Below are 13162 nucleotides of genomic sequence, written 5' to 3' on the forward strand. Positions count from 1 at the left end.
GAAAAAATTAGGCAACATGAAAAGTATTATGGCCGGTCAAAAATCAATATCATCAGATTTAGGATTAGCTGGTCCATGTGGAGGAACAGGTACAATGGATGATCCGCATGTATTGGAAACACTTACTATTACAAAAGGCGGAGGCGGTACTAATGATGGATGTGACTAGTCCACTGATCTTTTAAAAAAAACTGAAGACTCTTTATCCTATAAAGAGTCTTCCTTTATCTATTATCTAGTAATTTGTAAATATGATTCTAATTTTATCAACGCCAAATGACGATGATACCAATATTGTGATGGAGCATTTGGCTGTCTTGGGTGAAAAATGTTTAAGAATAAATGATCTTGATTTGTTTAATGGCAAAATAAAAATGCATTATGAACTGTCACCGGAGCCTAAGCTGTTTGTAGAGAGTATCTATTTTGAAAAGACAGATTTATCTGATGTAAAATGTGTTTGGTTCAGAAAATTTGGATTCTTCGATAAATTTAAACCTAATTTTCAGGGCGAAACCAATATTGAGATGTTAGAGTACTTAAAGTTGGAATATACTACTACTTTAGATCTTTTTTTTGATTTTTTGAAAGAAAAAAAATGGCTCAACCATTATTTAAATATCAAAAAAATAAATAAAATCAGTGCTCTCATAGCATCTCAGAAACTTGGACTTAATATTCCGAAGACCACCATTACTAATACCACAGGATCATTAAATCCAAATGAATCATACATTACAAAATCCATAAAAGACGGAACTGTGGTTAATGTTAAAGATAAAATATTTTTCTTTCTAACAAAAGAAGTTAACCATAAGACAATGGCCCGGTACAAAAATTTTTTTCCAAGTCTATTTCAGGAGAAGATAGAGAAGGAATATGAGCTTAGGATCTTTCATTTAAACGGAGTAAATTATCCTATGGCTATTTTTTCACAGCGGGATGCCCAGACAGGTGTAGATTACAGACACTATAATTATAGTAAACCCAACAGAATGATTCCTTACGCTCTACCTCAGGAAATTGACGCAAAGATCTGTGAGCTAATGAAAGCTTTAGGGCTTGATACGGGCTCATTGGATATTATAAAAGGAAAAGACGGGCAATATTATTTCCTGGAGGTAAATCCTTCAGGGCAATTCAGAATGACATCGTTGCCATGTAATTATAATCTTCATTATGAAGTGGCCATCTGCTTAAAAGAAATGAATACATGAAAAAAACATTATTAAAAGAACTTGGATATGAGAAAAAGAAAGAACTGCTTCCTGCTATTTTTTCACATATAACTCCTATGGATGTCTCTAAAATAAAAAGAGACCGCCCCTTCAGACTAGCTCATACCAATATTCACCAGTCAGAAATCTATTGTTTAAGAATATATAAAGATGGAATTAACATATCTACAGAATAATAAAGAGAAATATATCCATGTATTTTCATGCTGTATCCCTGTTAAAGGCCATGAAAGAGGCGCAATATATGATCTTCAGAGAGAAGATATTGAATTTGTACCCAATACGATGATCGATTTTTTAGACTATATAAAAAATAAAAAGCTAAACTCTGTTCTTAAAGAATTTGAAACAGATGAAATGGTATTAACATACCTGGATTTCTTAGAAAAGAATGAATTTATTTTTTATTCTGATAAAGAGTTTTTTCCGGAATTATCAGCCCAAAGTATCAATGAGGATACTTCTGCTATACAGTTTGTCACAATAACTCATTCAAATCTGATTAAAGATAATTGGAACCAGGTGGTTAAGAATGTTAATGAACTTGGAGTGAAAAGACTACATGTCCATATTAATGATCCTGATTGTATGGAAGAAATAAATCATATTCTGTACTCATTGGATTATTCCAGAGTAACGAATATTTCGTTTTCAATGCCTTATCAGAAAGTTGATAAAAAATTATATAAGAATAACAGGCTAAAGACCGTATACCTTTTTAACTCACCCAAAGCAAAGGTAACTGTTAATAATGAAGTGACCAGTGTTTTTATAACAGCAGGAGATGATAAGATATTTTTACCTAAATTTAGTATTAATACTGTTGATATTAACATGACAGCTTACAATATTGCAAGAAATTACAATTTATCATTATATAAAACGGTATTTGTAGATGAATACGGGAATATTAAATTTAATATAACCGATACATTAAGTTATGGTAATATCACGAATTCATTCGAAGAAATAACAAGAAAAACTATTCCCGAGCTGGCAAAAGTCTGGAATATCAAAAAGGAGCATATTGCCCCCTGTAATATCTGTGAATTCAGATTATGCTGTACAGTGGTTCAGGTTCCTTTCAAAACCGAGAATGGCTACGTTATGAAATGTAATTATGATCCACATAATGCAGAACTAAATTAAGAAACCATGAGTAAAAAATTAATTGGATGTTGGATATTATTCTTTTTTGGCTTTATAATGCAAAGCTGTAAAAATTATTATTATCTGAAACATACTCCTGCAATAAAAAATGAAGACGGAAATAATACCCATACCTTAAAGTTTGCTCATGAAGCTATACCATTTACTACTTATGCAGACTATCATTACAATACAGTAAATAAAAAATACATTTTCTTTACTACAAAAGAAGTAAGCCGTATTCTTAATTCAAAATTTAAGAAGCCATTCAATGAACAGTTTCTGTTTATGTATACTAACATGAGTATTTATAATAATTTGTTAGGCTTTTATTATGAAGGGATTTCATTAGAGGATGTTAAAAAAAGCTATGATAGAATGCCGGATGTTGATTTAGGAAACGGAGCTTTGTATACATATCGTTCAGAAAAGTTTAATGTTGTAGATATTTACAGAAAATCTGAAGGTGGGGTTATAAGGTTTGTTAATCTGAACAATCCGGATGAAGAAGACCCTCAGAACAAAAAATTTCATCGTGAAGTCAATACCCTGTTTTTTAATCTCAACAGTAATTTGTGGGATAAAAGTGCAGTAGACTTTCAATAAACTGTAGAAATATGGTTGAAAGTATATCCAATATCTTAAAGTATCTTGAGAAAAAAGATATTTACTTAGACAAAAAAGAATTTTCATATCAGGTCAATTCTCATCCTGCATTTCCAAGCTTACTGTCAATAGTAAGTGCTTTGAATGTTAATAAAATTTCTAATTACGCAATTGAAATAGATAATTCTGAGATCAATGAACTTCCTGAAGATTTTATGACATTTATAGAATTTACAGATCATAAGCAGGAGTTTACATTTGTTGAGAAAATAAGTGGAGGATATCTCATTAGCGGAAAGCATAAAATGTCCGAAAAAGATTTTCTTTTGAAATGGAATAATATTGTTGTTCTGCTTGATGAACCTGTGACTTTTCCAGTAAAGAAAAAAAAGCGAGGGTACAGGATGCTTTTTGTAAGCATTATTATAGTAGCTTTACTAATATACAGCTATTATCAGATGAATATATTCCGTTTTATTTATCTTTTTTTATCACTGTGTGGTTTTCTGTTGTCTGTACTTTCATTAAGAAAAGTGTTTGGAATTGAAAGCCCTGTAATGAATAAAGTATGTTCCGGAACTTATACAGACTGTTCATTTTCGGAAGAAGAAAAGAACAGAAGTTTTATTTCCGGTTTTGGGGATTACAGCCTTGTTTATTTCTTTACCAATATCATCAGTGTTTTATATCTGGATACGATTACTTTTATTACTATGCAGAAAATCTTACTAATTATTATTGTTCCTATCGTAGGATATTCTCTTTTTTATCAGTTTTTCAGAATAAAGAAAGTTTGTCCCGTGTGTATTGGAATAATTACTCTTCTTCTTTTGCAAACCTATATTTTATTCCTCTGATATGAATTTAGTTCCCTTGGTTAATCTGTTTATATATGGTCTTTTCTATTTGCTTATTTTTATTTTATGGTTATGGATTAGAAATTATTTAAAAGAAAATGAAAAAGTTAAAAACCAGCTTGTCATAAAAACCAGAACTGTCAGAAACTATGATGTTTTTGTGAATACCTTATATAAGCAGGAAAAGAAAGTGTTACCTGAACCGTTAATTGTTTTGGGCAATAAGGAGAGTTCTTTAGAATTAACAATATTTACAAGTCTCTACTGTAAAATGTGCAAAGATATCTGTGAAATAATTGATAGAATATTATTTGCTTTTGAAGATGAGATAAGGATAAATATATTTTTTAAAAAACAATCTTTGGAAGATAAAAATACCTTCCTGTATGTTCTACATTATATTTTTTTACAAAAAGGAGAGCAAGAGTTTTTGAAGGCATTAAACTTTTGGTTTGAAAATAAAAATCTTGATCCGTGGAAAATTCCGGAAGAGTATGACCAGAAAGAAGATCGTGAAAATGTCACAATTTCAAATGAGTGTTTTTTTCATAATGAAATTGTTTCTACACCCTCTGTTTTTATCAATGGGTTTATGTATCCTTCTGAATTTGAAAAACAAGATTTATATTATCATATAGAAGGAATTATAGAAAATAATAGATAATGAATTTTAAATTATTGATAACGTTTGCGTTACTCTCATTGGTTCAAAATCTGTACTCACAGGAGATGAGAATAAATTACACCCTGAACTATAAAAGTGACTCATTAAGTGCCGAAAAAATAACAAAAAAAATGGTTCTGCTGATTCAAAATGGAGAGTCAAAATTTTTATCGGAAAAACAATATGAAGTAGATTCTTTAAGAAGCACAGGATTTAGAGGTTTCGCGGTGGGAGATCCTGATTTTTTCGTAGTCAAGGATAAACAAAATAGAGGAATAAAGTATTACCATGTATTAACGGATGTATACAAAATTACAGAACCTATAAAACTCGATTGGAAAATTGAAAAAGATATTGCCAAAAAATACGGTTATAATTGTCAGAAAGCAATGCTGAAGTACAAAGGAAGAGAATGGGAGGCATGGTTTACTCAGGATATTCCCGTTCAGGAAGGACCTTATATTTTTAAAGGCTTACCAGGACTTGTCGTGGAAATGAAAGATACCGGTAACTCTTATGAGTTCTCCTTTTCAGGATTGAAAAAAGACTTTTACAAGATAGGAACTGAACATATGGATGCTAAGGCAATGGAAATTTCAAGAACCAATCTTAAAAAGATATGGATAAATTATTATAATGATCCGTTCCGGGAAATGAGATCGGGAAATGTGAAAGCAAAATTTAAGGATGAAAAGGGAAATGACATAGAACCTGATTTTAGGGAAATGACAAAGAATACACAATCTTTCCTGAAAAAAAACAATAATCCGATAGATTTATCAGAAGCCATCAAATATCCATAGTTGTTAAATACAATTTATTTTAACCTTTAATGCTGTATTTGGAGGTTAAATTTTTATATTTGGGGAGTTTCAAAAATTAATAATGATATTTTCTTTACAAGGTACTGTTCAAGAACTTACACCTACCTATGCAGTAATCAATGTACAAGGCGTTGGCTACTATGTGGGGATCAGCTTAATGACCTCACAAACACTTACTTTAAATCAACAAACTGTTTTATTTATCCAGCAGATCATCCGTGAAGATGCGCATCTTCTGTTCGGTTTTAACACTCGTTCAGAAAAAGAGATGTTCAATCTGTTAATAAGCGTTAATGGAGTAGGTGCTGTTTCAGCCCTTATTCTTTTATCCACATTAAGCCTTGATGAGATTGCTTCTGCAATCCTTTCAGGAAACAGTGCGCTGATTCAGAAAGCCAAAGGAATCGGAGCTAAAACAGCAGAAAGAATTATTGTTGATCTTAAAGATAAAGTGCAGAAATTCAGTGGTCCAGCGGAGAATATTTCGTCGCTGGTAAATAATAAAATCAAGGAAGAATCGTTATCTGCATTAGAAGTTTTAGGGATTCCTAAGCGAACAAGTGAGAAGATGGCGGATAGGATCTTAAAACAAAATCCAGATCTCTCGGTTGAAGAATTGGTTAAACAAATTTTAAAAAACATTTAACATTTGGTGGCGAATAATAAGCATTTTAAAATATTTTTGTTCCTATCGTTCCTGTTTATGTCTGTAAGTGCCTTTGCACAACAGGCGAAAGACACAACGATCATACGAAAGCAATACGAAATAGCAGACCCCACGAGGTATGAGGCCTATTTCGATATAAAAACCGGGATGTATTACGTATATCCCAAAATCGGAAATACAATTACCGGCCCTCCAACTGCCATGTCTCCGGAAGAGTATAAAGAATATGTACTTGCCCTCCAGACCAGAGCATATTATAAGGAGAAATCGGAAAAATATAATCTCCTTTTCAGAAAAGACAAAAGTGATGCCAGAAAGAAGGGACTCATCCCTTCAGTAATGATCAATAACAAACTATTTGAAACCCTGTTCGGGGGAAATAAAATTGAGATCATCCCTTCCGGATATGCATCCATTGACTTTGCAGGACTTTACCAGAAAATTGATAACCCGCTGATCCTACCACAGAACAGGACCAGCTTTACTTTTGATATAGACCAGAGAATTCAGCTTGGATTATTGGGGAAAGTAGGAGAGAACCTTCAGCTAAAAGCCAATTATGACACCCAGAGCGGTTTTGCCTTTGAAAACAGAATGAACCTTGTGTGGCAGGCAAAAGGAAGCTGGAAGGATCTTCAGAGTAAAGGTCTGGGAAATGTAGATAAACCTACTGAAGGCGGAGAAGATAAAATCATTAAAAGAGTAGAATTCGGTAACGTAAATATGCCGCTTTCAACAAGCTTAATCCGTGGTTCACAATCATTGTTCGGGGTAAAAACAGAATTCCAGCTAGGGAAAACTTTTGGAACCGTTGTTCTTTCACAGCAACAGGGTGAAGCCAGAAATATTGTTGTACAGGGTGGTGGGGTAATGAATAACTTTAAAGTTAATGTAACGGACTATGAAGAGAACCAGCACTACTTTTTGGGACATTATTTCCTTGATAAATATGATAATGCTTTAATTAATTATCCACAGATCAATTCCACCATCAATATTACCAGGCTTGAAGTTTGGGTATTAGACCAGGGAAATAGCAATTTGGCTTATCAGAAGGGGATTATTGGAATTAGAGACCTTGGCGAAAATGGAGGTACATTGCCGGATAACTCCGTGAATAATTTGTATGATGATATTTCAAAAGCAGCCGGGGTAAGAGAAGCCGGTAAAGACTATAATGGAGTTTATCAGGGACAGTCATTTGCAGGATCACCTCCTTACATAAATGGTGAGCATTTTATCTTTAATAGCAAAGCAAGAAAGCTGAATGCCAACGAATTTACATTTCAGCCTCAATTGGGATATATTTCATTGAACCAAAAACTTAATGATCAGCAGCTTTTGGCAGTATCCTATTCATACACGGTAAATGGAAGCAATAAAGTATACAAAGTAGGGGAATTTTCAGAAGAGAGCCCGGTTTTGATTACTAAAGTACTGAAAGTAAATAACAGTGTAGATGTATCTTCTCCCATGTGGAAACTAATGATGAAGAACATTTATTCTTTAGATGCAGGCCAGGTTTCTCCTGATGGATTTATACTTAATGTATACTATAGAGACCAGAAAACCGGAGGTAAGGTAAACTATCTTCCGGATACAAACGTTAAAGATTTAAATCTTTTAAAATTGCTGAACTGGGACCGTCTTAACATGAATGGTGATATCCAAAATAATAAGGATGGAACTAAAGGAGACGGAGTTTTCGATTTTGTACCGGGAATTACGGTAAAACCTGAAACCGGTAGGATTATCTTTACCAAAGTGCAGCCTTTTGGAGACTATATGCAACAGGTATTAGGCGCAAATGATCCTCAATATGTTTTCCATGATCTGTATGATCAGATCAAACCTGCATCCGGGCAAACCACGGTTCCTCAACGTTACACCATTGAAGGCCGTTACAAAGGTGTTCAGGGTCAGGGGATTTCCCTTGGAGCTGTTAATGTACCTCAGGGATCCGTAAAAGTTTCGGCAAACGGAGTACAGCTTTCCGAAGGAGTAGATTATACCGTAGACTATATGCTTGGTACGGTTACGATTATTAATGAAAACGTAAAACAATCCGGTCAGGCTATTAATATTTCATTAGAGAACCAGCTTACATTCAATACCCAAAGAAAAAGATTCCTGGGACTGAATTTAGAAAGAAGATTCAACGAACATTTTATTTTAGGAGGAACAGTTATCAATTATTCAGAATCTCCGCTTACCCAAAAGGTAAACTTTGGGCAGGAAGCTGTTAACAACACAATGGCGGGGATCAATATGATGTATAATAATCAGGCACCTTATCTTACAAGATTTACAGATAAGCTTCCATTGATAAAGACTGAAGCCCCGTCCAATATTAACTTCAAAATGGAGGCTGCGTATCTTCTTCCGGGATTGAATAATGCAACTAATAACCAGTCTTATATTGACGATTTTGAGCAGACAACCTCTAAAATATCTTTAAAAGAGCCTGCAGCCTGGAGCCTGGCATCAAGACCTGAAAAAAATACAGAACCACCTTTCAATATTCCTCCAACAAGTGATGATATTACAAGCGGTTATGGAAGAGGATTATTGTCATGGTATTTTATTGACCCGAGATTCTGGGGAGTTGGAGGTAAAGCTCCCGGAGGAATTACCCCGGAGTCTGTATCCAATCACGCATCAAGAAGGGTAATGCTTTCCGAAATTTATAATAGCAGGGATTTTGTGGCGGGAGATCAAACCTTTACCAATACTTTAGATATCTCTTTTTATCCAAAAGAAAAAGGACCTTATAACGTAAATCCGGGAACAGAACCGGCGGTCAGCAGATGGGGTGGTATTATGAGACCAATCAGTGTACCCAATTTTGTAAGCTCGAACATTGAATATGTTGAATTTTGGATGATGGATCCTTATGCTGACGGTAATAAACTTGGGGATAATCCAAAATTATTATTGCACCTAGGGAACGTATCTGAAGATATCCTTAAAGATGGGAAAATGTTGTATGAAAACGGTCTTCCTTCACCAGGAACAGCATCAGCTACAACAACTTCAAATTGGGGAGTACAGCCAAAGCAGCCACCTATTCTATATGCATTCTCTACAGAAGGAGATGGAAGAAAAGCACAGGATGTGGGATATGACGGTTTGAGTTCAGACCAGGAAGCAATGAGATTCGGGAATACTTTTGTAAACCCCGTAACCAATATTGTTGACCCTGCTGTGGATGACTTTGTGTTCTATATGTCAGATAAATTCACGGGTAATCAGGCTGCTTCATTGGTTGAGCGTTACAAATACTTCAGAAACCCTGATGGAAACTCAGAAGCAAATTCACTGAGTGTGGCTTCACAAACTCCGGATGCTGAAGATATCAACAGAGACTATAACCTGGATCAGATTGAAAGCTATAATGAGTACCCGATAAAATTAGATCAGGCCAGTCTTTCATTAGGGGCTGAGAATAATATTGTTGATGTTAAAACAGTGAAAGCTGTTTTCCAGAACGGACAGTCTGCTGATGTGAAATGGTACCTGTTCAGAATTCCGGTTGCCAAGTTTGATAAAACACAGGGAGCCCATAGTGAAACAGTTCTTAATAATGTAAGATTTGCAAGATTAATGCTTACAGGATTCGAAAACACTTCTACTTTGAGATTCGGGACAATGGATCTTGTAAGATCAGACTGGAGAAAGTATCCTAAAACTCTTGCACCTTATTCAAATAAAGAATTAGAGCCGGTAGCGGATGAAGGGGCAGCAGCAGATTCAGAGATTGAAAAACTGGAAGTAGGAAGTGTAAATATAGAAGAAAATGCTCTTAACCAGCCACCTTATGTATTGCCTCCTGGAATTGACAGACAGGTTTTAAGTGGAAATGCAGGTGCACAAAGACAGAATGAAGCTTCATTGTATTTGAAAGCTAATGAGTTGAGACCAGGTAAAGCACAGGGGGTATTCAAAAATACAAGTCTGGATATGAGAAGATATAAAAAGTTAAAACTTTTTGTGCATGCTCATGAGCCATTAGGTAGAGTAATAGGATTGGATAAAGCAACTAAATTCTTTATTCGTTTCGGAAATGATGCTACAGATAACTATTATGAATATGAAGCGTCTTTAAGGCTTACTTCAACTTCGGCAACAGCTCCAATGGAAATCTGGCCAATGGAAAATGAAGTGAACCTTGATATTCAGAATTTTGTGGATGCTAAGATCAGAAGAGATAAAATGTATGCTGATAAAATTATGCAGAGATTCCTTGATCCTGCTTTTGGAGGAGGTGATAACCAGAAAAGAATTTATATTAAAGGACGCCCAAGCTTAGGGAATGTGACAACCATTATGATTGGTATTAGGAATGGAATACCTAGGGACGAAACAGGTTTAAATATAAACAGAATATTATGGGTTAACGAAATCCGTCTTTCCGAAATTGAAAATGATGGTGGATATGCAGGAAATGCAAGTTTAAATTTCAACTTAGGAGATTTCGCAACCGTTAATACCAATGCATCATATACCTCAGTAGGATTTGGAAATATTGATTCTAAACCGGCAGAAAGAAATCAGTCAACTCAATCAGCATTCAGTATCAATACAGCTATTAATGTGGATAAACTTTTACCGGAAAAGACCGGGGTTAAAATTCCATTAAACTATTCTTACTCACAAACCATCGAAGATCCGAAGTATAATCCTTTGGATACCGATGTTGAATTCAGCAAAGCTCCAAATAGGGAACAGCTGAAAAAAGTGGCTAGAACATATACGCAGCAAAGAAGTATCGGAGTGGTTAATATGCGTAAAGAAAGAGTGAATCAGAATAAAAAGCCTAAGTTTTATGATATCGAAAACGTTTCAGTAACGGCGGTGTATAATGATGATTATTTCAGGGATATTTATACCAAGAGAAATTACAGACAGTATCTGAGAGGATATATTGATTATAACTATACATTTAAGCCATGGGTGATAAAACCTTTCAATAAAATGATTAGTGATACTGCAAAATCTACTAAATATCTGAGATGGGTAAAAGAATTTAATATCAACCCTATTCCGACAAGGTTATCTTTCAGAACAGAGATTGACAGAAACTATAATGAACTTGAGTTTAGAAATATTGAAGCTGTTTTAGGAGGAAATACCAGCGGAGATATAAATGCAATCAGAAACAGAAACTTCTATTTCGGATGGCAGTATGGTTTAGGGTTCAACTTTACAAAATCATTAAAACTGGAGATTAATTCTGCAACCAGAACACTTAATGATAATATTGATGTAAGTTCAATGAACAATAAATCCATCTTCGGAAATGTATTCAGAGCAGGTAGACCGGTATTGTATAATCACAGGGTACAGCTGAATTACAAGCTGCCATTCCAGTATTTGCCTTATCTGGACTTTATTGATGCGGAAGTAGGATACGGATTTACATATAACTGGAATGCAAGAAGTACCGCATTATATGGTATGGTGAACCCCGAAACCAACAGAGCGGAAAGTTTAGGCTCCATAGGTCAGAATACTAATGTTATCCAGGCTACGGCAACAGCTGATATTCCTAAATTCTTCGGACAGTTTAATTATTTTAAAAATATTAGTGCCAAGCTGCAGAAACGTAAGCAGGAAATGGATTCCCTAAACAATGTATATACAAAACAATGGGAAAAGAACAGATACAGATATAAGAAATATAAATTCAAAAATAAGCTTACTCCACTTCAAAGTGCAGCATTCTTCCTGACTTCTTTCAAGCAGTTGGATGTGAGCTATACTGAAAATAACGGTACTGTACTTCCCGGTCTATTGTCTGCACCAAATTGGTATGGATATGGTCAGACATTAGGGGGGCCTACCATCGGATTCCTGTTAGGGTCTCAGGCAGATATCAGAAGAACCGTTATGGAAAATGGCTGGGTAAGTGACTCTAATTATATGACTGATGCTTATGTAAGAATGTCAACAAAAGAATTGCGGGCAAATTTACAGGTAATGCCGATGAATGATCTCAGAATAGATCTTAATGTACTGCATAACTTCAACAGTAACTTCTCACACACCGGATTTAATTATGTGAATGGTGCCGGAGTTCCTGATCCTAACTTTACATTTGCAACAGATATGATCACCTATTCAAACTCTACCATGTTGCTTAATTCATCCTTTAAAGATGGAACTGCAGTATACCAGGCAATCAGAGAAAACGCAATGAAACTTTCACAGCAGCTGGGTGGACCTAATGCAGAAATAGGAAATGACGGATTTGCCAAACATTATAGTATAGCCAACGCGTATGTATTGATTCCGGCATTCAGAGCAGCTCTTGAAGGTAAATCTGTTTCTCCGATAGGGAATCCTAAAAAAGCAGGAATGCCATTGCCAAACTGGAGAATAACCTATTCAGGATTAAAGAACATTCCAATGATTAGCGGGCAGTTTACAAAGTTTGATATTTTGCATGCTTATACAGCTACCTATACAGCAACGGGAATTCAGAGTAATATTGATTATCATAGTAATCCGGACGGATATTATCAGACAGTAGATAATGCTGGTAATATTAAGTTAAATGATGGAGATAAGATTAATCCTTATACATTTGCTCAGGTAGGATATGTAGAATCTTTCTCACCACTTCTTGGGATAGATGTTACCATGAGGAACAATATGCAGTTCGGGTTACAGTACAACAAAAACCGAATGATGGTATTAGGACTGGTAAATCATACTCTTACTGAAGACTCCAATACAGAATATGTAGTAAGACTCGGATATATTGTTCGTAATTTCAGACTTGGTACCGCCAATATCAGAGGAAGAGGAACCAGAGGAAAAGGAAGCGATCTGAATATCAGAGGAGATATTTCACTAAGAGACAGTAAAACTTCCATCATGAATATTCTGCTGAACGATTCACAGATTACGGGAGGGCAAAGACTTCTTAACATTAAGCTTTCGGCAGACTATAATGTCTCTGAGAACTTAAACCTGAGACTCTTCTACGAACAGATGACTTCAAAGTATAAGATCTCAACAGCTTTCCCGCTGTCTACGATCAGAGCAGGTATTTCTGCAACTTTTACGTTTGGAGATTCCGGCGGCGGATTCTAGGAATAAGATAAACTTTATAATAAAGCCTCTTTCTAAAACGAAAGGGGCTTTAATTTTAT

The 13162-nt window shown here is 35.0% G+C and carries 10 protein-coding genes; all 10 read left to right on the plus strand.

Going from position 1 to position 13162, the window contains the following annotated elements:
* The first annotated feature begins 16 nt into the window (after positions 1 to 16).
* The 10 genes from EG339_RS24215 (at position 17) to sov (ending at position 13103) form a co-directional block, all read left to right on the plus strand.
* Positions 17 to 169 carry a hypothetical protein gene (locus EG339_RS24215; protein ID WP_164466424.1) on the plus strand — a complete coding sequence of 51 codons (153 nt, stop codon included), beginning with the start codon at positions 17 to 19 and terminating at the stop codon, positions 167 to 169.
* Positions 170 to 251: 82 nt separating this feature from the next.
* Entirely contained in the window at positions 252 to 1217 is a 966-nt protein-coding gene (gwsG, locus tag EG339_RS08710) for a grasp-with-spasm system ATP-grasp peptide maturase (RefSeq protein ID WP_123869852.1), read from the plus strand.
* Entirely contained in the window at positions 1214 to 1414 is a 201-nt protein-coding gene (locus tag EG339_RS08715; protein ID WP_066692788.1) for a hypothetical protein, read from the plus strand. Before gwsG ends, EG339_RS08715 begins: the two co-directional genes overlap by 4 nt.
* Positions 1389 to 2387, plus strand: a complete 999-nt coding sequence (locus EG339_RS08720; RefSeq protein WP_123869853.1) for a hypothetical protein — start codon at positions 1389 to 1391, stop codon at positions 2385 to 2387. The genes EG339_RS08715 and EG339_RS08720 overlap by 26 nt, the downstream gene beginning before the upstream one ends.
* A gap of 6 nt (positions 2388 to 2393) precedes the next feature.
* The gene (locus tag EG339_RS08725) at positions 2394 to 2993 is read left to right on the plus strand and encodes a hypothetical protein (RefSeq protein WP_123869854.1); all 600 of its coding nucleotides are present in this window, start codon (positions 2394 to 2396) and stop codon (positions 2991 to 2993) included.
* Between the two features lie 11 nt (positions 2994 to 3004).
* Complete coding sequence (locus EG339_RS08730) at positions 3005 to 3850, plus strand: vitamin K epoxide reductase family protein (protein WP_123869855.1); 846 nt, start codon at positions 3005 to 3007, stop codon at positions 3848 to 3850.
* Position 3851: 1 nt separating this feature from the next.
* Entirely contained in the window at positions 3852 to 4514 is a 663-nt protein-coding gene (locus EG339_RS08735; protein WP_123869856.1) for a hypothetical protein, read from the plus strand.
* Positions 4514 to 5317 carry a GLPGLI family protein gene (locus EG339_RS08740; protein ID WP_123869857.1) on the plus strand — a complete coding sequence of 268 codons (804 nt, stop codon included), beginning with the start codon at positions 4514 to 4516 and terminating at the stop codon, positions 5315 to 5317. The genes EG339_RS08735 and EG339_RS08740 overlap by 1 nt, the downstream gene beginning before the upstream one ends.
* Positions 5318 to 5399: 82 nt before the next feature.
* Positions 5400 to 5984, plus strand: coding sequence for a Holliday junction branch migration protein RuvA (gene ruvA / locus EG339_RS08745; RefSeq protein ID WP_123869858.1), 585 nt, complete (start codon positions 5400 to 5402; stop codon positions 5982 to 5984).
* Between the two features lie 57 nt (positions 5985 to 6041).
* Complete coding sequence (gene sov / locus EG339_RS08750; RefSeq protein WP_123872642.1) at positions 6042 to 13103, plus strand: T9SS outer membrane translocon Sov/SprA; 7062 nt, start codon at positions 6042 to 6044, stop codon at positions 13101 to 13103.
* Positions 13104 to 13162 lie beyond the last annotated feature (59 nt).

The sequence above is a fragment of the Chryseobacterium bernardetii genome (assembly GCF_003815975.1).
GTDB classification, from domain to species: domain Bacteria; phylum Bacteroidota; class Bacteroidia; order Flavobacteriales; family Weeksellaceae; genus Chryseobacterium; species Chryseobacterium bernardetii.